General features: G+C 70.4%; 23 protein-coding genes. 15 read left to right on the forward strand and 8 right to left on the reverse strand.

The features are described 5' to 3' along the window. Positions 1-23: 23 nt before the first annotated feature. From NGF19_RS06360 to NGF19_RS06380, 5 genes are all read left to right on the forward strand, one after another. On the forward strand, positions 24-440 hold the full coding sequence (locus NGF19_RS06360; protein WP_252422831.1) for a hypothetical protein: 417 nt from the start codon (positions 24-26) through the stop codon (positions 438-440). 58 nt (positions 441-498) lie between these two features. Further along, a complete protein-coding gene (locus NGF19_RS06365) occupies positions 499-1,500 on the forward strand; it encodes a FecCD family ABC transporter permease (protein ID WP_252422832.1) in 1,002 nt (333 codons plus the stop codon). After that, positions 1,497-2,597: a FecCD family ABC transporter permease gene (locus NGF19_RS06370; protein WP_252422835.1), complete on the forward strand. Its 1,101-nt coding sequence runs from the start codon at positions 1,497-1,499 to the stop codon at positions 2,595-2,597. The genes NGF19_RS06365 and NGF19_RS06370 overlap by 4 nt, the downstream gene beginning before the upstream one ends. Then, the gene (locus tag NGF19_RS06375; RefSeq protein ID WP_252422837.1) at positions 2,594-3,496 is read left to right on the forward strand and encodes an ABC transporter ATP-binding protein; all 903 of its coding nucleotides are present in this window, start codon (positions 2,594-2,596) and stop codon (positions 3,494-3,496) included. The genes NGF19_RS06370 and NGF19_RS06375 overlap by 4 nt, the downstream gene beginning before the upstream one ends. Before the next feature lie 188 nt (positions 3,497-3,684). After that, entirely contained in the window at positions 3,685-4,740 is a 1,056-nt protein-coding gene (locus NGF19_RS06380) for an ABC transporter substrate-binding protein (protein ID WP_252422839.1), read from the forward strand. A gap of 113 nt (positions 4,741-4,853) precedes the next feature. Here NGF19_RS06380 and NGF19_RS06385 read toward each other — a convergent pair whose 3' ends face one another. After that, positions 4,854-5,636, reverse strand: a complete 783-nt coding sequence (locus NGF19_RS06385; protein WP_308288454.1) for a TetR/AcrR family transcriptional regulator — start codon at positions 5,634-5,636, stop codon at positions 4,854-4,856. 48 nt (positions 5,637-5,684) lie between these two features. Here NGF19_RS06385 and NGF19_RS06390 point away from each other — a divergent pair, with 48 nt between their 5' ends. Further along, positions 5,685-6,923, forward strand: a complete 1,239-nt coding sequence (locus NGF19_RS06390) for an FAD-dependent monooxygenase (protein ID WP_252422841.1) — start codon at positions 5,685-5,687, stop codon at positions 6,921-6,923. Here the strand turns inward: NGF19_RS06390 and NGF19_RS06395 are convergent. Continuing rightward, positions 6,872-7,426, reverse strand: a complete 555-nt coding sequence (locus NGF19_RS06395; protein WP_252423210.1) for an AAA family ATPase — start codon at positions 7,424-7,426, stop codon at positions 6,872-6,874. The genes NGF19_RS06390 and NGF19_RS06395 overlap by 52 nt on opposite strands. 185 nt (positions 7,427-7,611) lie before the next feature. Between NGF19_RS06395 and NGF19_RS06400 the strand changes: the two genes are divergently transcribed. The 4 genes from NGF19_RS06400 to NGF19_RS06415 all read left to right on the forward strand — a co-directional run bounded on the left by NGF19_RS06400 (position 7,612) and on the right by NGF19_RS06415 (position 10,878). Then, complete coding sequence (locus tag NGF19_RS06400; protein WP_252422843.1) at positions 7,612-8,274, forward strand: DedA family protein; 663 nt, start codon at positions 7,612-7,614, stop codon at positions 8,272-8,274. Between the two features lie 444 nt (positions 8,275-8,718). Then, positions 8,719-9,300 carry a sensor histidine kinase gene (locus tag NGF19_RS30895; RefSeq protein WP_308288455.1) on the forward strand — a complete coding sequence of 194 codons (582 nt, stop codon included), beginning with the start codon at positions 8,719-8,721 and terminating at the stop codon, positions 9,298-9,300. Continuing rightward, on the forward strand, positions 9,291-9,935 hold the full coding sequence (locus tag NGF19_RS06410) for a response regulator (RefSeq protein ID WP_252422845.1): 645 nt from the start codon (positions 9,291-9,293) through the stop codon (positions 9,933-9,935). Before NGF19_RS30895 ends, NGF19_RS06410 begins: the two co-directional genes overlap by 10 nt. Positions 9,936-10,074: 139 nt before the next feature. Continuing rightward, entirely contained in the window at positions 10,075-10,878 is an 804-nt protein-coding gene (locus NGF19_RS06415) for an SAM-dependent methyltransferase (protein WP_252422847.1), read from the forward strand. A gap of 81 nt (positions 10,879-10,959) precedes the next feature. On the opposite strand, the gene NGF19_RS06420 is transcribed toward NGF19_RS06415, so the two are convergent. Then, positions 10,960-11,319, reverse strand: a complete 360-nt coding sequence (locus NGF19_RS06420; protein ID WP_252422848.1) for a hypothetical protein — start codon at positions 11,317-11,319, stop codon at positions 10,960-10,962. A gap of 228 nt (positions 11,320-11,547) precedes the next feature. Between NGF19_RS06420 and NGF19_RS06425 the strand changes: the two genes are divergently transcribed. The 3 genes from NGF19_RS06425 (at position 11,548) to NGF19_RS06435 (ending at position 13,815) form a co-directional block, all read left to right on the forward strand. Further along, positions 11,548-12,759, forward strand: a complete 1,212-nt coding sequence (locus NGF19_RS06425; protein ID WP_252422849.1) for a globin domain-containing protein — start codon at positions 11,548-11,550, stop codon at positions 12,757-12,759. A gap of 280 nt (positions 12,760-13,039) precedes the next feature. After that, positions 13,040-13,384 (forward strand): hypothetical protein, encoded by a 345-nt coding sequence (locus NGF19_RS06430; protein ID WP_252422850.1) that lies wholly within the window; start codon positions 13,040-13,042, stop codon positions 13,382-13,384. A 212-nt stretch (positions 13,385-13,596) separates the two neighbouring features. Then, positions 13,597-13,815: a hypothetical protein gene (locus tag NGF19_RS06435; RefSeq protein ID WP_252422852.1), complete on the forward strand. Its 219-nt coding sequence runs from the start codon at positions 13,597-13,599 to the stop codon at positions 13,813-13,815. Positions 13,816-13,850: 35 nt separating this feature from the next. Here NGF19_RS06435 and NGF19_RS06440 read toward each other — a convergent pair whose 3' ends face one another. The 5 genes from NGF19_RS06440 to NGF19_RS06460 all read right to left on the reverse strand — a co-directional run bounded on the left by NGF19_RS06440 (position 13,851) and on the right by NGF19_RS06460 (position 19,046). Next, positions 13,851-15,179: a protoporphyrinogen/coproporphyrinogen oxidase gene (locus NGF19_RS06440; protein WP_252422853.1), complete on the reverse strand. Its 1,329-nt coding sequence runs from the start codon at positions 15,177-15,179 to the stop codon at positions 13,851-13,853. Positions 15,180-15,260: 81 nt separating this feature from the next. Continuing rightward, positions 15,261-16,856 carry a class I adenylate-forming enzyme family protein gene (locus tag NGF19_RS06445; RefSeq protein ID WP_252422854.1) on the reverse strand — a complete coding sequence of 532 codons (1,596 nt, stop codon included), beginning with the start codon at positions 16,854-16,856 and terminating at the stop codon, positions 15,261-15,263. 93 nt (positions 16,857-16,949) lie between these two features. After that, positions 16,950-17,954, reverse strand: a complete 1,005-nt coding sequence (locus tag NGF19_RS06450) for a UbiA family prenyltransferase (RefSeq protein WP_252422855.1) — start codon at positions 17,952-17,954, stop codon at positions 16,950-16,952. Positions 17,955-18,038: 84 nt separating this feature from the next. Beyond that, complete coding sequence (locus tag NGF19_RS06455; RefSeq protein ID WP_252422856.1) at positions 18,039-18,527, reverse strand: hypothetical protein; 489 nt, start codon at positions 18,525-18,527, stop codon at positions 18,039-18,041. A 75-nt stretch (positions 18,528-18,602) separates the two neighbouring features. Continuing rightward, a complete protein-coding gene (locus tag NGF19_RS06460) occupies positions 18,603-19,046 on the reverse strand; it encodes an ester cyclase (RefSeq protein ID WP_252422857.1) in 444 nt (147 codons plus the stop codon). Between the two features lie 241 nt (positions 19,047-19,287). On the opposite strand from NGF19_RS06460, the gene NGF19_RS06465 reads away from it, so the two are divergent. Both NGF19_RS06465 and NGF19_RS06470 read left to right on the forward strand, forming a co-directional pair. Beyond that, positions 19,288-19,953, forward strand: coding sequence for a lytic transglycosylase domain-containing protein (locus NGF19_RS06465; protein ID WP_252422858.1), 666 nt, complete (start codon positions 19,288-19,290; stop codon positions 19,951-19,953). Between the two features lie 140 nt (positions 19,954-20,093). Further along, entirely contained in the window at positions 20,094-20,501 is a 408-nt protein-coding gene (locus NGF19_RS06470; RefSeq protein WP_252422859.1) for an SseB family protein, read from the forward strand. Positions 20,502-20,530: the final 29 nt, after the last annotated feature.

Consider the following 20,530-nt stretch of genomic DNA (forward strand, 5'->3'; position numbering starts at 1 on the left):
GTGAGAGATGGGTAACCACGGTTATGTGTACGGGACTTGGGCTCACCGTCCTCGCGGCGATCGTCCCGTACACCGACCGTTCCACCACTCACCTGATGGCCCATCACATCCGTGACGCCTACCCCACGTACACCCCCACGCGCATCGACTCCGCCGTCACCACCTACCTGGTCCTGTCCTCCGTCATCGGAGCGCTCGGTGTGCTCACCTGGCTCGGGACGATATGGGCGGTCAGGGCGGGCAAGCGGTGGGCCCGCCCCGCCGCGACCGTGGCGTTCGTGCTCGGGGTGAGCGTGGGGCTGGCCGGGCTGCTCACCAAGGACACCTCCAGCGAGACCGGTCTGCCGCCGGTGCTGGGCTGGGTCGGGATGGCGCCCTGTCTGGCGGGGCTGCTGGTGGTCGTCCTGCTGTGGAGGCGACCGCCGCCCCGTAGAGGGTGACTTCCGGACACCGCGTAGGCTAAGGCAAGCCTTAGCTAAGCGATGCCGGGAAGGGTTCATGTCAGGAGTCGTAGGACGCCGCCTCGGGTGGCTGGTCGCCGCCCTTCTCCTCCTGCTGCTTGCGGTCCTGCTCAGCCTCGCGGTGGGCAGCCGGGCGATCGCGCCCTCCGTGGTGTGGGACGCCCTGCTGCACGGCGGTAACAGCGCCGACGCGCAGGTCGTACGGTCGTTGCGGGTGCCGCGGACGGTCATCGGGGTGATGGTCGGGGCCGCACTCGCCGTCGCCGGAACCGTCTTGCAGGGGATCACCCGGAACCCCATCGCGGAGCCCGGCATCCTGGGCATCAGCCAGGGGGCGTCGATGGGCGTCGTCTGCGCCATCGCCTTCCTCGGCGTGCACAGCCTGAACGGCTATGTCTGGTACGCCTTCCTGGGCGCGGGCGTCGCGGCGGTCCTGATCTACGCCGTCGCCAGCAGCGGACGAGGCGGGGCCTCGCCGGTCAAACTGGCGCTGGCGGGCGCCGCGATGAACGCGTTCCTCGCCTCGCTGATCTCGGCCGTCCTCACCACCGACGCACGCGCCCTGGACGAGTTCCGGTTCTGGGACGTCGGTTCGATCAGCGGCAGGGACGCCGCGATCGCCGGTCAGGTCTGGCCGTTCCTCCTCGCCGGTCTGCTGCTGGTCCTCGCCATGGCCCGCGGCCTCGACGCACTCGCGCTGGGCGACGACATCGCCCGAGGGCTCGGCCGCAACGTCGCCCTGCTGCGCGCGACCGGCGCCCTGGGCGCGACCGTCCTGACCGGTGCCGCCGTCGCCGCCGCCGGTCCCATCACCTTCATCGGTCTCGCCGTACCGCACATGGCCCGCGCCCTCGTCGGGCCGGGCCACCGCTGGCTGCTGCCCGTGGCCGCACTGCTCGGGCCCGTGATGCTGCTGCTCGCCGACGTGCTCGGACGGGTCGTCGTACGGCCCGCGGAGGTGCCCGTGGCCGTGATGACCGCGCTGGCCGGGGTGCCCTTCCTGGTCGTACTGGTCCGACGGAAGACGGTGGCGGCATGACGCGCGGCGGAGCAGTCGGAGACATCAGCGGCGTCGGGGGCGTGGGAGGCGGTCGGCCCGCCGGGCATGTCGTCCTACGAGCCGGGCAAGGCAGCTTCCTCGTGCACCGCAGAGCCCTGGTGGTGGGTGCCGTCCTCACCGTGCTGCTCGCCGGTGCGGGGGTGACGTCGCTGTGCGTCGGTGAGTCCTTCGTCGCGCCGAGCGAGGTGGTCCGCGTCCTCCTCGGCATGCCCAGCCCCGATCAACTCGTCGTCGGCACGCTGCGGTTGCCGCGCCTCGTGACCGGACTGCTGGTGGGCGCCGCCTTCGGTATGTCCGGCGCGCTGATCCAGACCATGGCCCGCAACCCGCTCGCCAGCCCCGACGTCATCGGCGTCACGCACGGCGCGGGCGCGGCCACGGTCGCCGCGATGACGTTCGGCCTCACCTCCTACACCGTTCTGCCGTACGTGTCCGTGGCGGGCGGACTGCTCGCCGCGCTGCTCGTCTATCTCTTCGCCTGGCGGGGCGGGTTGACGGCCTCCCGCTTCGTCCTGATCGGCATCGGCATCTCGGTGGCACTCGGTTCGCTGACCCGTCTGCTGGTGACCAAGGGCGACTATCTGGTCGCCCAGCAGGCCAAGACCTGGCTCACCGGATCGCTCAACGGCCGCGGTTACGACCAGGCGGCGCCGCTCGCCACGGTCCTGCTCCTGATGGTGCCGTTCCTGCTGTGGGCGGCCCGTGCGCAGCGCGGCGCGGCGTTCGACGACGACACGGCCACCGCCCTCGGTATCCGGCTCGGCCGGGTCCGGGTCGGACTCAGCGTCCTCGGTGTCGTCCTGGCGTCCGTCGCGACCGGGGCGGCGGGGCCCGTCGACTTCGTAGCACTGCTCGCCCCGCAGATCGCCCGTCGGCTCACCCGTACCCCGCATGTCCCGCTGGTGTGCTCGGCGCTGACGGGCGCGCTGATCGTAGTCGTCGCGGATCTGCTGGCCCGCAGGCTTCTCTCGCCGCTGGAGCTTCCGGTCGGCGTGTTCACCGCCCTGGTGGGCGCCCCCTATCTCATGTGGCTGATCGTCCGCACCCGTAGCAGCCGTTCCGGAGGAAACGCGTGACCGGCAACCCTTCCAGCGCCCCGAGGCCTTCCCGTCTCACCGCACGGGATCTCACCCTCGCCTACGAGGACCGTACGGTCGTCGAGGAGTTGGACCTCGACATCCCGGACGGCAAGGTCACCGTCATCGTGGGCCCCAACGCCTGTGGCAAGTCCACCCTGTTGCGTGCCCTCGGCCGACTGCTGAAGCCGCGGCGCGGGGCCGTCCTGCTGGACGGAACCGAACTGGCCCGCCTGCCCACCAAGCGGATCGCCCAGGTGATCGGGCTGCTGCCGCAGACCCCGGTGCCACCGGAGGGCATCACGGTGGGGGATCTGATCGCGCGTGGGCGCCAGCCGCACCAGAAGTGGTGGCAGCAGTGGTCGGAGGCGGACGAGGCGTCCGTCTCGGCGGCGATGGAACGGACCGGGACCGCCGAACTGGCCGAGCGTCCGGTGGACGAACTGTCCGGTGGCCAGCGTCAACGGGTCTGGATCGCCATGGCACTTGCCCAGGACACCGATCTGCTGCTGCTCGACGAGCCGACGACGTACCTCGACATCGCGCACCAGGTGGAGGTCCTGGACCTGGTGCGCCAACTCAACCGGGAACGCGGCCGGACGGTTGTGGCGGTCCTGCACGATCTGAACCAGGCGGCGCGCTACGCGGACCATCTGATCGCCATGCGGGCGGGGCGGATCGTCGCACAGGGAGCGCCTGTTGACGTCGTCAAGGCCGAACTGGTCGAGGAGGTGTTCGGGCTCGCGTCGGTCGTGGTGCCGGACCCGGTGACGGGTGGACCCATGGTCGTACCCGGGCCTCCGCGGTCGACGGACGGTACGAGCGAGAGCGAGGGCGTGCTCGGGGACGCCGACGGCGGTGGCGCGACGGTCCCGGCCGCGCGGGAGGCCGCACGGTGAGCCCCGTAACGACCCGACGGAGCAAACCGATTCACGGGCATGTGACCGGAAGCACAGATTCCGAGTATGCCAGAGGCGCGGACTTCTCATAAGGTAAGCCTTACCTAAACATCGCGGGCTGCTTGCGCGTTGCGGTGCCGCCTTGTTCCCCTCGCCCCCTCGATCCCCTTACGACAGGAGCCCTCCCCATGTCTGTCGGACGCCGTGGCACCGCCGCCGCAGCCCTCACCCTCGCCGCTGCGCTCGCCCTGACGGCCTGTGGTGGTTCCAGTGCCTCGGACGAGGGTGCGAGCGGCAAGTCCTCGGCGGAGGCCGGTGCGGGCGGCAAGAAGTCCGTCGCCCAGGGCGGGAAGGAGTTCGCGGACGCGGCGAAGAAGACCGCGGCGATGGGCACCGACGCGGCACCGGGCGAGTGGCCCCGCACCGTCACCCACGCCATGGGCAAGACCGAGTTGAAGGCCCAGCCCCAGCGTGTGGTGGTCCTCGACGTCGGTGAACTCGACAACGTCGTGTCCCTGGGCATCAAGCCGGTCGGTCTCGCGCCCACCGAGGGATCCCCCGAACTCCCCTCGTACCTGAAGAAGGGCGCGGGCAGCCCGAAGAACGTCGGCACGATCAACAACCTCAACCTGGAGGCGATCGCCGCCCTCAAACCCGACCTCATCCTGGGCAGCCAGCTCCGCGCCGCCGACAAGTACGACGAGCTGTCGCAGATCGCGCCGACCGTCTTCTCTCTCCGTCCCGGGTTCACCTGGAAGGAGAACTACCTGCTCAACGCCGCCGCGCTCGACAAGACCGCGCAGGCGAAGCAGAAGCTCGCGGCCTACGAGAGCAAGGCCGAGGAACTCGGCGAGAAGCTCGGCGCGGACAAGCCGACCGTCTCGATGGTCCGTTACCTGCCCGATGGCGTCATCCGTCTGTACGCCAACGCCTCGTTCATCGGCACGATCCTGAAGGACGCCGGGATCCCCCGGCCGAAGAACCAGGACATCGACGACCTCGCCGCCGAGATCAGCGCCGAGAACATCGACAAGGCCGACGCCGACTACATCTTCACGGGTGTCTACGGCGACCCGAAGGCCACCGACCGCTCCAAGGCGCAGAACAACCCGCTCTGGAAGAACCTCGGCGCCGTGAAGGCGGGGCACGCCTACAACGTCCCCGACGAGACCTGGTACCTCGGCCTCGGCGTGACGGCCGCCGACGAAGTCCTCGCGGACCTGGAGAAGCACCTCACCAAGTAGGCCGCGACGCAGGGGATGTGGGCGATGCGGGTACCTCAGGCGTCCCTTCGCCCACAGCCCGGTCGTCGGCAGTGCCCCGGCGGGCATACAGTGCCCGCCGGGGCACTGATGCGTCAGCGGGCCCGCTGATCGATGAGTACGGCCAAGCCGTCCAGGATGCGCCGCAGGCCGAACTCCCAAGCCTGGTCGTGGCCGTTGGACCGGGCGGCTGACGCGAGGGCCGCGGTGAGCGCGGGGAATCGCTTGCCGTGTTCCCGCATCAGATCACCGAGAACGGAACCCAGTTGGGCCTCGGGATCGCCCGTCGGCCCTGCCGCACGGGCCTGTTGCGTGATCCCGCGGACATGCCCCACCAGCAGAACGGCCGCGTCCATCCGCTCGGCGCCGTCCAGCCCCGTACCGTCCAGGGCCGAGACCGCACGCTCCATCCAGGACAGCTCACCGGGCCCTAGGACGCGTGGCCCGACCGTGGCTTCCAGCGCCCAAGGGTGCTGACGGAAGACGGTGAACAACTGACGGGCCCATTCCTCCAGTTGGTCACGCCAGCCATCGCGTCGCGCCTTCCGCTCCGGGTGCGGGCCGATCGCGGCATCCACCATCAGGGCGACCAACTCGGCCTTGCCCGGCACGTATCGGTACAACGCCATCTTGGTCACGCCCAGATGCGCTGCGACGCGCTGCATGGATGCTTCGGCCAGCCCGTCCGCGTCGGCGATCTCGATCCCGGCTCGCGCGATGCGGTCCAGGTCGAGCGTCGGCTTCGGGCCCCGCGTGGGCTTGGCGTGCGGACCCCACAGCAGCCGTACGACCTCGGCCTGTTCACCACTCATGCCCACCACGCCTTCTGTCTTGGCCTTGCCCTTGACCTTGCCGAACCGACCGTGTCCACGGTACACAGTAAGCAACTGTATCTATGGGACACAGTTCTGGTGTGGAGGGAATCCATGAACAAGAACGTCCTCATCTCCGGCGCGAGCATCGCCGGTCCCGCGCTGGCCTACTGGCTGGGGCGCCACGGCTTCCGGCCCACCGTCGTGGAATTGGCGCCGGCCTTCCGCGAGGGCGGTCAGGCCGTCGACTTCCGCGGTGAGACGCATCTGACGGTGCTGGAACGCATGGGACTGCTGCCTGAGTTGCGCCGTCTCCAGACCGGCGGCAGCCCGATGCGCTTCGTCGACGAAGACGGCCGCACGCTGCTGCGGCTGCCCGCCGAGTTCGCGGGCGGCGAGGTGGAGGTGCTCCGCGGGGACCTGTCCCGCGTGCTGTACGAGCACAGCCTCGCCCACACCGAGTACCTCTTCGGCGACTCGATCGAGTGCCTCACCGAGACGTCCTCCGGGGTGCGGGTCGAATTCCGCAGCGGCGTCTCACGGGAGTTCGGCCTGGTCATCGGTGCGGACGGCTTGCACTCCACCGTCCGCCGCCTCGCCTTCGGCCCGGAGGAGGACTATGTGACCCACCTCGGCTACTACGCCGCCACCTGGCAACTACCGGGCGACGGCCCGGGAGTGGACAAGGGCTCGGTCGGCTACAACGTGCCAGGACGGCTCGCCTCCTTCGGCGCCGACCCCCGGGACCCGGCGCGGGCAGGGGCGTTCTTCGTGTTCGCCGCGCCGGAACTGTCGTACGACCGCCATGACCTCGCACAGCAGAAGCAACTGATCGACGACGTGTTCTCGGGCCTCGGTTGGGAAGTGCCCCGCCTGCTCGCCACCTTGCACGAAGCCCCCGACCTGTACTTCGACTCGATCAGCCGGGCGGACGTGGACAGTTGGTCCAAGGGGCGGGTGTGCCTCGTCGGTGATGCCGCCTGTGGGGCCACCATCGGCGGCATGGGCACAGGGACCGCGGTGGTCGCCGCGTATGTGCTGGCCGGCGAACTCGCGCGAGCGCGGGACGACCACCGAACGGCCTTCACCCGGTACGAGGACAGGCTCCGCAAGTTCGCGACGCGCTGCCAGACAGGCGGCGACCGCACCGGGAAGTTCCTCGCCCCCGGCACCGCGACCGGCATCCGCATCCGCAACACCCTGCTGTCCCGCCCGCTGTTCCTGAACGGAATGCTCAAACTGGGCGAGAAGATCAGCAGCACGGTGGTCCTGCCCGACTACCCCACCGCCCTCGGCAGTTCTCAGAGGTCCCGCGGAGACAACCCGTCGAGTCCCGTGCCGCGCATGATGTAGTCGATCGTGTCCTCAAGAGAGCTGTTGGCACCGATGACGTCCTCGACACCGCTGGGCAGCAGGTCTCGGGCGCGATACCAGTCACGCAACTCGCGCTCGGTGACCTGCGCCGGCAACTCCGGATCGGGCTTGGTCGAATGCCGCACCAAGGTCTCCGCGAGCGACACGTCGAGGTAGTAGCAACGAGAGACGCCACGGTGATCGCGGACGAGAGCCTCCAACATGTCCCCGTACCGGTCCGCGTACAGGATCCCCTCCACGACCACGTGGTATCCGGCATCGAGCGCGTAGCGCGCGACCGTGGAGATCAGGCCGATATTGGACGCGCCGGGCCGATCCCGCTCGCGCAGCACCACGCGCCGGAGGTTGTCCTGCCCGACCAGGGCAAGCCCCCGGCCGAACCGGCCCCGGATCCCCGCCGCCACGGAGGACTTGCCCGACGCCGAGTTCCCCCGGATCACCACGAGCCGACTCTCTTCGCTTCCCACGGTCACCTTGAGCACAGTACTGGCAGCCACCGCCCGGCAGACACATGTCCGTTCGGGATGCGGTTTTCCGCAGGGTGGGGGTGCGGAAGACCGCATGGGACTGGACGGCAATCCTCATACCGCCGTTGACCTGTGATTTCTAGCGTGGAAGGCACTCGGGCACCTGCCCGGTCGATCGCCTTGCCAGCTTGGAGACTCACATGCACGTCATGTCCTCGGCCCTGCCTCACGAGCCCGCGGGCGGTATCGCGGGCTGGGCAGCCGGTCTCGTCGACACCCTGGGTGGTCCCGGAGCCGGCCTGGCCATCGCTCTGGAGAACCTCTTCCCGCCGCTGCCGAGCGAGGTGATCCTGCCGCTGACCGGGTTCGCCGCCGGGCAGGGAGTTCTCAGCCTGGCCTCGGCGCTGTTCTGGACCACGCTCGGCTCGGTCGCGGGAGCCGTGGTCCTCTACTGGATCGGCCTGCTCTTCGGCCGTGAACGCATGCACGCGGTCTGGGCGAAGCTGCCGCTGGTGAAGGCTTCCGACCTGGCGCGCACCGAGCGGTGGTTCGCGAAGCACGGCACCAAGGCGGTCTTCCTCGGCCGTATGGTGCCGATCTTCCGCAGCCTCATCTCCGTCCCCGCCGGAGTGGAGCGTATGCCGCTGCCCGTGTTCGTGATGCTGACCACGCTCGGCAGCCTGGTCTGGAACGCGGTGCTGGTGACGGCCGGTTACTGGCTGGGCGACCAGTGGGAGACGGTGGGGACGTACGTCGGTGTCCTCTCCAAGGCCGTACTGGTTCTGGTGGTCGCCGCCCTCGCGGCATACGTGGCCGTACGGCTGCGCGGTCGTAACCAGGCCCGGCATCGCCGTAGTTCATGACCCGCCACGGCCCCCGCACCGAAGTGCTGCCCGGTGCGCGCCCTGAGCGATCTTGTCCCGACCGTGCGACCGCACTAGGCTCATCCCCCGTGCAGGGGGATTCGGCGGGCGCCATGGCTCACTGCCCGCCGGACTCAAGAGGCCAGGCCGACTCCGTCGAGGGCGATGCCGCAGCACCACGGCCCGCCTCCTGGCCACGTCGCTGCGCCGGTACGCTCCTCGGCTGTGTCACGGCCGTGTTCGACCTCCTCTACTTCCTCGTCGTCGGCGCGGCCCTCGGCCCCTTCTTGCTGTGGCCCTCCACCCGCACCAGCGCCCTGAGTTCAGGGGCTCCACTCACTCACCGCCCTGGACGCACGCGTCGCCCGCGAGTGTTTCGGCCCTTCGGAACGCGAACTGCTGCGGCGACGCATCCATGAACTGGCCACCAGCCGGGCAGCGGTCGTGCAGGCGATCGACACCGAACGCAGACGGATCGAGCGGGACCTCCACGACGGGATCCAGCAGCGCCTGGTGGCACTGGGCATGCTGCTCGGCCGGGTACGCAGGGGACGCAGTCCCGAGCAAGCGGACGCCTTGCTGCGCCAAGCACACCAGGAGGCCCAGGACATGCTCGCGGAACTACGCGAGGTGACCTGGCGCATCTATCCCTCGGCACTGGACAGTCTGGGACTGAAGGAAGCGCTGGCCGGCGTGTCCGAGCGGAGCGGCATCCCCGTCCGTACGGAGTTCGAAGCCGATGCGGAACTGCCCCAACCGGTCAAGGTCGCCGCGTACTTCATGGTGTCGGAGTCGGTGACCAACGCGGTCAAGCACTCCCGCGCCACGGCTGTCTTCGTACGGGTGGTGCTTCGCGGCGGCATGCTCGCTGTGCGCGTCCAGGACAACGGCCGGGGCGGCGCCGATCCTTCGGGCAGCGGGCTGAGCGGATTGCGCAGCCGGGTGGCCGCGCTCGACGGCGCGCTGCACGTCGACAGCCCCGACGGGGGACCCACCACTGTCACCGCGGAACTGCCATGCGCCTGATGATCGCCGAGGACTCGACCCTGCTGCGCGAGGGGCTGGTGCGGCTCCTCGTCGAGGAGGGACACGAGGTCCTGGGCGCGTTCGGTGACGCCGATGCCCTGCTGGCGGAGATGGTCCTCGGGCGACCCGACGTCGTCGTCCTGGACATCCGGATGCCGCCGACGCACACGGACGAGGGGCTGCGCGCGGCGCTGGAGATCCGCGAGCGATGGCCGGCGGTCGGCGTACTGGTGCTGTCTCAGCACATCGAATGCAACTACGCGGCGCAGTTGTTGGCCGCGAACGCGGAACGCGTGGGATACGTCCTCAAGGATCGGGTCGCCCAAGTCGAGGAGTTCCTCGGCGCGTTGGAACGCGTCAAGGCAGGCGGTGCTGTCATCGACCCCGAAGTCGTACGGCAGTTGGTGATCCGTTCGACCCACGGGGATCCGCTGGGCCGCCTCACACCCCGCGAACGCAGTGTCCTCGAGGCCCTGGCGCAGGGGCACACCAACACGGCGATCGCGCAGAAGCTGCACATCTCCTTGAGTTCGGTGGAGAAGAACCTCAACGCGATCTTCGACAAGCTGGAACTGTTGCACACCACCGGTTACAGCCGGCGCATCCTGGCGGTCCTGAGGTATCTGGAGTCCTGACGCGGCACCAGGGTCGGTCGCACCCGGTCGGGCGACCTCCGTACGAGCGGTCGTGACATCGACACCTTCGGACCGACAACAGCGAACGAGTGTACGGAAGTTGAGCGCTCCCGCAGCCGTTCTGTGCCATCCTTCGATCATGAGTGACCGAGGCGACCAGGACAGCAGGCTGCAGACCGACCGACCCCACTCGGCGCGTGTGTGGGACTACCTGCTCGGGGGGAAGAACCACTACCCGGTGGACAGTCAGGCCGGTGAGCTGATCCTCCGGAACTTCCCCGAGTTCGCGGCCATCGCCCGCCTGCAACGGGGCTTCCTGGTGCGGTCGGTGCGGTTCCTGACGCGGGAGGCGGGGATCCGGCAGTTCCTCGACATCGGTACCGGGCTGCCCACGACCAACAACACCCACGAGGTCGCCCAGTCCATCGCGCCCGAGAGCAAGATCGTCTACGTCGACAACGACCCCATCGTGCTGGCCCATGCCGATGCCTTGCTGCGCAGCGCGCCCGAGGGGGAGTGCGCCTACCTCGACGCCGATGTGCGTGATCCGCAGAAGATCCTCGCCCAGGCGGCTCATACGCTCGACTTCGACCAGCCCATCGGGCTCATGTTGCTCAACATCATGGGTCAGGTCTCGGACGCGGAGCAGCCGGAGCGCATCGTGGCCGAGCTGGTCGACGCTCTGCCGCGCGGCAGCTACGTGGCGTTGAGCGATGGCACGGCCACCAATGACCAGCTCAAGGTGGCCGTCGAGGCGTACAACGCGGAGTCGGTCAACACGTACCACCTGCGCTCGCCCGAGCACATCGGGAGCTTCATGCGGGGGCTGCGTCTGGTCGAGCCGGGCCTGGTCAGGTCCGCCGACTGGCGCCCGGACCCCGGCGCCGCGGAGGTCACTCGGGAACAGGGGAACGCGGTCGGGGCGGTGGGTCTCAAGGAGTAGAGGTCACGGAGGTGTGGTGTCCTGTGTCCGCCGTCCATGGCATGACACAGGACATGGGCCGGGTCGGGTCGGGTCGTCGGGTCAGGCAGGGTCTTCCTCCGCCTCCGCCTCCGCCGCCGCTGCCATGAGCGCGGTCTCGTACAGGTCGACGACCTGCTCCACGGTGCGGTCGGTGTACTTCGCGAGATCGGAGATCGCCGCGACGGCCCAGTTCGCCAACGACAGGGCGAAGGCCAGCAGTTCGTCATCGCCACGAGCGCGTTTGACCCCCAGCAGATAGGCCAGGTTCAGATAGGGCACCAGGTCGGGCTGCGAGACCTGCTCCGCGCTCTTCCTCACCATCTCGATCGTGGTCCGCGTCGCCTCACCGCGCAGCGGCAGCAACCGCTCCCGCTCGGCCTGGACTTCGGCGATCAGCCACGTGCGCTCGTGCTTGTCCACGCTGTACCTCCCGAACGATGTCCCCGTCCAATGTCGCGGACAGAGCGCGGTATTACCTCCGGTTCGGCAGAACTACGCACGTTGTGGGGGTATTTGCTGGCTCTCTGCGCGCCTCCCGCTCGATCGGCTACGGAGACGGCGGTAGACGGAGGTGGCGGACACCCCTCGTGACGCGGACCGCATATCAAGGGACAGTGGGGGACACCTACGGCCTCTGGAGGTAGCACCGTGCTCTCGCAGAAGTCCCGTCCCGTCGTCATCGCGACCCTTCCGGTCGTCGCCGACCACATCGGTGAGATCGCCCAGCGCTTCTACCAGCACATGTTCGCCGAGCAACCAGAGCTCCTCGACGGCGTGTTCAACCGCGGCAACCAGACGCAAGGCCACCAACAGCAGGCGCTGGCAGGCTCGGTGGCCGCCTTCGCGAGCGCGTTGGTGGAGACACCGGAGCGGCTGCCCGAGCATCTGCTCCGGCGTATCGCGCACAAGCACGCGTCGCTCGGCATCCGCCCGGACCAGTACCAGATCGTCCACGACCATCTGATGTGGGCGATCGTCGACGTCCTGGGCGACGCGGTCACCCCGGACGTCGCGGCGGCCTGGGACGAGGTCTACTGGCTCATGGCCGACACCCTCATCAACCAGGAACGCGGCCTGTACAGCGCGCGCGGGGTCCGGGCGGACACGGTGTGGCGGGACTGGCGCGTGGTGCGGAAGACCAAGGAGGCCGAGGAGGCGGTCACCTTCCTGGTCAGGCGGATCGACGACTGCTTGGTGAAGGCGTCACTGCCGGGCCAGTACGTCACCGTACGGATACGCATGCCCGACGGGACTCTCCAGCCGCGCCAGTACAGCCTGACCCGGGCCGACGACGGGGAGCACTGCCAGTTCACGGTCAAGCGGGTGCGCGGCGAGGACGGCGATCCGGACGGCGAGATGTCGGCGGTGCTGCACGACACGGTGGGCGTGGGCGATGTCCTGTCCCTGTCGGTGCCGTACGGCGACGTGGTGCTGGACGACTCGGGGCGCCCGGTGGTGCTCGTGAGCGCGGGTATCGGCGTCGCTCCCATGGCGGGCATGCTCTCGCACCTGGCGGCGGCCGAGTCAGGGCTGCCGGTCACGCTGCTCCACGCCGACCTGGACGAAGCGTCCTTCCCGCTGCGCCGCCAGGTCGTCAACGACATCCTGGCGCTGAAGAACGCGCGTATGTACCTGTGGTACGAGCGGGGTGCGCACAGTCAGGAACCCGTGGACGGCGTGTTCGAGGGCTTGCTGGACCTCACGGCCGTCGACCTGGCCGAGGACGCCCTGTACTACCTGTGCGGTCCACTGCCGTTCATGCGGGACGTACGGAGCCGGCTGATCGACCGCGGGGTGGCCCCGCGTGACATCCGGTACGAGGTCTTCGGCCCCGATCTGTGGCAGGCCGACCGCGATTGAGACGGCTCGACCCTGGTGGCGCGGCCGACGTCCGGCGCTGATTCGGCCGGTACCACCGCCCAGTACTCCAGAGCACGCGCCGGGGAGCGCGGCCCGCAGCGAAGCTGCCGCTTCACCGACCGGAGTGGTTTGGCCGTTCCCGGCGAGTGACGGCCCCGGGGTGACCATGGCCTGTCGCGAGGAGCCTTGGTGCACTCGTACCGCACTCGTCCGCCTGCCCGGCACCCCCAGGCAGGCGGATGAGTCCAGGCACCTCGGCAACCCACATCTGGAGGACTGGATGACGACACGCAGAGGCTGGACGGCGGCAGGCCGATGGGCCGCGGCCACGGCGGCGGCGCTGGCGCTGGTCGGCGCGGCATCGGCGACCGCGACTGCCGACCCGGCACACGAGCACGAGCCCACCTACCGGTGTGTGCTGCTGGAGACCCATGAACTCCCCTTCGCGGTAGGCCGGTTCTGCGAGGCCCACCACGGGGCGCCGCACGAGGGGCCCATCTTCGGGCACTTCCGCATCGAGAGCCCCCGAGGAGCCGTGCGCTGCGAGGTCTTCCGCCCGTTCTCCGGCTTCGCACAACTCCCGGAGCGGGTCGAGGGGCGGTTCTGTCACCACATCGTGAGGTGACCGGCCGACGTGACCGGCTGACGGTGACCGGTTGACCGGTTGACTGGTTGACCGGCCGACGGTGACCGGCTGATACGGAGCGGCGAGCGGAGCGCCCTGGGCAGCAGCCCGAGGTGTCCTCCGCTCGCCGTTCCGTACGCGTCTCCACTGACAGCTCCACTGACAGCCCTCTCCTGCGTGCGGTGAGGCGTTCCGGGCGGGAGGCTGGAGCCATGGCTGAGCGTCGTGTGATCGTGGACCGGCCCGGAGAGGGCGGCGGTCGGCGTGTCCAGGTGGATGGTGAGTCGCTGGGCATGGCGTACAACCTGCACGATCTGTCGGTGTTCCTGGAACGCGCGGGCCTCGAGGGGCTGGACGAGCTGGACGTGGCCATGTCGCCGCTGATCGAGTGGCACGGCGGCGGGCCCGAGGTGTGGCCGGCGACGGACTGACGCCACGCCACGACCGGTGGCCCCACATCGATGGCTCACATGTCAACGGCGAGCACGCGCCGCGCCGCGATCCGGGCCGAGCGGACAGCCGCCTCGCTGTTGGGCCGCAGCATCACCCAGTCACCGGCGTAGTCCACACGGCGCCGGGGCCGCTCCATGAACTCCGACCGCAGGCGCAGCGCGGCCGGAGTCGCCTCGGGCAGCCCGTTCGGCCACCGCACCACGAACTCCGTACGCGTCGCCCCGGTCAGACCCGGCAGATACCGCTCGGCGCGTGCGCGGAGCACGGACGCGATCTCGTCGTCGGATCGCGCCATCAGGTCCGGTGACGCGTACGGCGAGACGAACAGGCTGACCAGTCCCCGGCCGGGCGGGACCCGGTCGGGTGCCTTGAGATGGTCGAGGATGGCCCCGGCGAGCAGCGGGTCGGCCGCGGCCGGGACGGCCAGGGCGTACGACGGGTGCCGGGTCGGGCTCGGCAGCGGGCGGTCCAGCAGACACAGCACCTTCAGCATCGGACTGTAGGTGCTCGCCGCGAGGTAGGGACGCTCGTCGTCCGGCGGATCGGCGTGGAGCGTGAGCGCCACGGGTGCGGGCACCGCCAGGACGGCGCATCGCGCGGTCACCGACGCGCCGCCGGTCAGGTCGATGCGTACCGTACGCGGTCCCGGCTTGACCGCGACGGCCGCGGTGCCGGTGACGACGTCCGACCGGTCCGCCAGCGCCCTGGCCAGCGCGTCCATACCGTCCCGGTAGGCGCACCAGCGGGCCGCCGCACCTCCCACGGCGAGCAGCAGCGCGGCCATCGGGCCGATCGCCGAACGCTCCGGTCGCCAGCCGAAGAAGCCACCGGCCATCGGCTGCAACAGACAGTCGTACAGGTCGCGATGGTAGTGCCGGGCGAATTCCGCGACGGTCGCGTGGCCGAGGGGAGTGGCCTCGGGACGGTCCTGGTCGAAGCGGTCGCGGTGCCGCATGAGCGCGCCGGTGAACCGCAGCCAGTCCAGCCGCCCGCGCCATGACATCCCGGCCCCGGTCAGCAGTCCGGCCGGATGACCGAGGTTGGTGTGGGCGCGGCCGTCGCGCCAGAGCGCGATCCGGCCGCCGACCGGCATCACGGCGTCGTCGCCCAGGCCGACCGCCCGCACCAGCCGCCAGGTGTCCTCGTAGCCCCGGACCGCCAGGTGCTCCGCGCCCTCGTCCAGCACATAGCCGTCGTGGCGGCGGGTGACCATCCGCCCGCCCACCTTGTCGAGTGCCTCGAACACCCGCACGGATCGGCCGGCTCGGGCCAGATGGAAGGCGGTGGCCAGGCCGGAGATCCCGGCTCCCACCACGGCGATGTCGACGTCGGTCTCGGTCATGGGTGGTTCGCCCCTCGTGAAGGTGTCGCGTGCTCGTGAAGGTGTCGATACGGATGTGCCAGGGCGTGGACGCGGCCGGGATCAGGTCCAGTGCCCGGTGCCGTACGGTTCCGCCCCGTCGAGCAGCCGGTCCCGCAGCTCCTGTCTGCGGACCTTGCCGGTCGCGGTGAGCGGAAGCCGACCGTCCGGCACCAGCACCGGCTCGGCGAGCGGCGGGAGATCGGCCATGGCCCGGCGCCACGCGGCCCGGTCCAGCGTGCCGTCGCGGGTCACCAGGACCGGCAGCGGCCGTCCGCTCGCGCGACCGAGCACCACCGCCTCGACCACCTCCGGCAGCCGGTCGTGGATCACGTCCTCGATCTCCACACAACTGCCGTCCCGGACCGTGTCCACCTCGCGGTCGAGCAGGAGCAGCCGCCCGGACCGGGTGCGGATCCCGAGATCCCCGGTGGCGAACCAGCCGTCGGTGACCTTGGCCCGCAGCCGCTCCGTCTCGCCGATGTACCCGGCGCACAGCGTCCTCGTACGGGCCAGCACCAGACCGGGCCGACCACGCCCCACCGGCCGCAGCGTCTGCGGATCCACCACGCGCAGACGTGTCTTGCCGGGAACCGGGCGGCCCAGGTCGCGGGTCGTGGGGTGGCGTCGCCCCACGGCGCGCACCGAGCGCCGGGTGAGGCAGCGGAAGGTGAGCGGCCCGGTCTCGGACTGCCCCCAGACCTGCACCCACAGCGGCAGACGGCGGCGGGTGGCGCCGAGGAACGCCCGTACGGTCGGCGGGTGAACGGCGTCGAAGGTGTTGACGTAGAGCCGTACGTCGCGGAACGGGTGGTCCGGTGACGCGGCGAGCGACTGCCAGCGTACGAAGGCCGCGGGCGCCGCCTCCACGACGGTCGGCGGATGGGCGCGCAGGACCGGTTCGGCGCGCCGGGGGTCGTAGCTGTCCAGGATCACCGCCTCGCGCGGGGCGAGCCAGAGCACACTGACCGTCCAGGTGAGAGCCCGGCCGTGGGCGTACGAGGTGGCCTGGACGACGGTGTCGTCACCCCGGGGCGACACGAGGGGCAGGCGCCGTGCCTCGGCTGCGGCGATCCGGTGGATCAGGGTCTCACTCGTGTGGGCGACCAGCTTGGGGAGCCCGGTGGTGCCCGAGGTGTGCATGACGGCCAACGGCGCGCCGTCCGGGCGGCGTCGGGGCGGTGGCGGGCGGTGTCCGCGTACGTCCTCCAGCGGGACGGCGCCACGTGCGGGGCCGTCGAGCGTCAGGGTGCGACGCGTGAACGCGCTCAGATCCGTGCCCGCGGCATCGGCGCTCGCCAGGGTGTCCGCGGTGGTGACCAGCGCGGGGGCGTCCAGCCGCTTGAGCAGCAGTTGGAGCGTCTCGGCCGGGAGGCGGTCGGAGAGCAGCGCGGGCACGGCGCCGATGCGGGCGGCGGCGCAGGCGAGCAGGACGTGGTCCCAGTGGTTCGGTTTGACCACGGCGACCCGGTCGCCACGCTCCACGCCCAGCGCGTCGAGCCAGCCCGCGGCCCGCGCGACGAGTTCGGCAAGGCCTTCGATCCCGTACGTCGTCGGGCCGTTCGGCGCGATGTCCAGGGCCCGGCCCAGCCGGACGAGGGTCGGGGTGCCGCGCTCGGCGAGAACGTCGAAGAACGGGCCGGGGTCGAGAGGGGGCATCGTGTCGCTGCCTTCTGGATCAGGCTTCTGGATCAGGCTTGCGGGTCGGGCTTCCGGGGGGATCGGGCTTCCGGGGGGGATCGGGCTTCTGGATCAGGCGGTGCGGGCGCTCAGCAGATTCGCCGTCACCAGCGCGGCGACCAGGAGCCGGTGGGCGTGGATACCGATCAACCGGCCCCGCAGGACATCGCCGCGCACCATGCCGATCGTGAACTGCCCGACGCGGGCCGCCGTCACCGGCAGCAGGACCAGTGGGAACCACCACGGCACGACCCCCAGGAGCGCCGCCGCGACGACCACCGCGGTCTCCAGTACGGAGAGCGCGCCGATGAACGCGGTGTTGCCGCGCGGCGACAGCAGACACGCGACGGTGGGCCGGCCCACGGCCCGGTCACCGGAGATGTCGTTCGTGTTCGAGTACACGCCGAACAGAAGCGGCCCCAGACCGAAGAGGAACGCCTCCACGACGGCCGGACCGGTGGCCTTCCCGGTGAGCAGGCCGTGGAGCGGCAGCACGAAGGCCCAGCCGACGGCCGCGAGGAACACCTCCTGCACACCCCGGTGGCCCAGCCGCAGGCCCCACGAGTACTGCGGGACCACGAGCCCGGCGCTCACCACACCGAGCACCGCCCACAGCGGCCGGTGGGGCGCGACCACCAGCGCGACCGCCCAGCACAGACCGCCGCCGACGAGCGCTCCCCAGGCGAAGCGCAGCGCGTCCGCCTCGGTCAGCGTGCCGGCCAGCAGGGGCTTGCGGGCGAGTCTGCGGACCGGCGCGTCCGCCCCGTAGTTGACGGCGTCGCTTCCGTCCCGGTAACCGGCGACGTCGTCGAACGCGACCGCCGCGCCGACCAGGCACACCTCGCCGAGGAGGAACGCGAGCAGCGTCACCCCTGTCGACAGGCCCTCGCCCGGCCGTTCCCGCAAGAGAAGGAGCGACCCGACGACGAACAGGCTGAGGTAGTAGTCGACCATGCCGAGCTTGGCCAGCCGGACATAGGCGGCCAGCCGGACCCAGGCGGGCAGCCGCGCCCATGGGTGTCCGCCGGGGCGGCCCGAAGTCGCGGCGGTGGCGGCCGGGTTGAGCTCAGCGGCCATGAACGCTCCCTGCTGTCGTGCCCAGTTGTTCGAGAAGAGGGAGCCGCCGAATGTCTCGGCGGCTCCCCTTGCCTGCTCGGGCCCTTACTTGAAGTTGACGACGACCTCGTAGACACGGGGCCGGTGGGCGATGATCGTCGCCTGGCCCTGCGCGCCGTCGTACATCCCGGTGCCGCCCTGCACCACGCCCTGGAACGTGTACGGGTAGTCGCGCGGGTTCACGTCGATCGGGGCCTGGGTGCTCAGGTCCAGCTCGCTGCCGTTGGCGAACTTGACGTACACCGTGCAGATGACGTCCGCCGTCGTGGCGTTCTCGACGCCGTCCACGGCGCAGGTGTCGTAGGCCGTGCCGATCTGGTTGCCGTCGGAGTCGATCACCGGGCCGTTCCCGGCGAAGCCCGCGCCCAGCGTCGGAACCTGCGGGAACGAGGTCTTCGAGAAGTCGACGGTGAAGTTCAGGGGGTCGGGACTTGCCGCGTGGGCCTGCACCGAGCCGGTCAGGCCGAGGGCACCGGCGAGGGACGCGGTGGCGAGGGCGGCGGCGATCCGCCTGCCCACAGCGAGTTTGCGCATGAAGTCTCCTTGGACATCTCGGGCCCGTTGCCCGACGACCGACACAGTGGACCACAACGGGCAACCGTGAAACTACTAAGCGTGATCGTGGCGCGTCACGTGTCCGTGGTCCGGCACCGCGCCGATCTGACGCAGGACCGAGAGCGAGTCGAAGTACTCCCGCTCGCGGTAGATGAGCCGGTCGCGGACCTCGATGACATGGCAGGCGTGCGACATGACCGTCTCGCCGGTCGGCTGGATGTCCCCGAGCGGGCCGAGGTGGGTGCCGCGGCACACCACCTCCACGAAGGAGACGGCGTCGGACTCGCCGGAGTGGAAGGCCCGGTAGGAGAACCGCAGATCCGGGAACGCGGTGTGCACACGGCGCATCATGGCGACCGGGGTGTCGGTCTCCGAGAACTGGCGCCCGGTGTTGTCGGTGTAGACGTACTCCGGGTGGTACAGCGCTCTCATCCCCTCCCAGTCGTGGTTCTCCACGGCCTCCCACTGCCGCCGGTGGATCTCGGTCGCCAGCATCATGCGCGCTCCCGTAGTCAGTCGATCGTCCAGTCGGTGATCATCGCGATGGTGATCAGTACGCTAGGAGCGCCCGGGGCGGTGAACCATCACGCATCCGGGTTGACTTCGCGGGACGGACGGCCGACGCGGCAGCGGCGTGCCGCGTCGGGACCGTGCCCGCGGCCGGGAGTTCGACGGCCCGGTGTCCGATGTCCGGCACGGGTCGTAGGGTGCCTGCTGTCGGGCGAGGGAAGGGTGGGAGATGGGCGAACCTCGGGCAGGGCGGTCGTGGCGGTGGCTCGGCGTGGTGGTCTTCGCACTGGCCCTCTACGTCATCGTCCGCGCCGCCAACTCCCCACAGGCCGACACCCCGCCCGCGCCGGGCGCCCCCGCCTCCCCGTCGGCCTCGCCGACCGGACCCTCCGCCTCGGCGACCCCCTCCGCGTACGACCCCGCCGACCACGCCTCCCAGGTCCGTACCCGAGCCCGGCAGACCGGCGTCAGCGCCCAACTGCTCATGGCGATCCTCTACAACGAGTCCTACAAGCCGCACGATCCGGACCTGGAGCGAGCCTGGCAGCGGTACAAGTCGGACTCCGCCTTCGGGATCGCGAACATGCACCGCGCCGCCTTCGACGAGGTCAAGCAGGGCCGCGACTTCGCGAACCGGAGCTGGGAGGAACTGCCCGACGACCGCGATCTGGCGATCGAGGCCGAGGCCTGGTATCTGCACGACCTGTCGGCCCAGCTCCCCGCCCAGTGGCCGGCCGCCTACAGCCGGGACGAGCTGCTCGCCCTCGGCTACAACACGGGCGCGGGCAACATGCTCGCCTTCGCCCGCGGCGCGACCCCCGGCAGCCAGGCGCAGTCGTATCTCGACAAGCTGCACGCCAACTGGGCCAAGGCGGGCAAGGCGGTCGCTCCGTGACCGACAGCCGGGCCTGCCCGCTCTGGTGATTCCGGGCAGCGGCCTCAGGCATGCCCCCGCTCCCGGCGGGTACCCGTGCCGGAGTGCGTCCGGAGGGGATGGTTCCGGCGCGCCCGACCGTCACTATCTGGGGATCTGCCATGGACATACCTGACAAGAACCAGCATCCGACCGCGGCACAGGAAGCGCTGGACACCCTCGTGGTGCACTCCGAGGACACACAGGCGCTGGACACGCTGGCCGGGAGTGATGTGCTCGTCCCGGTACCGGACGACGCCACCGAGGCCGAGGCGGCCAACCCCAACACCGTGGCCCTGCCCGTCCTCCAGCAGCCGGACGGCGAGCAGACGGTGCCCGTGTTCACCTCGGAGACGGAGATGGCCGATCTGCTGCCGTTCGTCTCGCGCTACCGGCTCGTGCCGCTCGGCGCGCTGGCCTCGCAGTGGCCCACCGGCGAGCTGACGCTCACCATCGACGCGGCCTCACCGCACGGACTGACGCTCAACTCCGACGGCGTCCGCACCCTGCTGGCCCGGCCGCACGGGTGAGGCGGCGGGGCGCGCCCCGCGGGCCTGCC

This window comes from Streptomyces macrolidinus (assembly GCF_023887685.1).
In the GTDB taxonomy this organism is placed as follows: Bacteria; Actinomycetota; Actinomycetes; order Streptomycetales; family Streptomycetaceae; genus Streptomyces; species Streptomyces macrolidinus.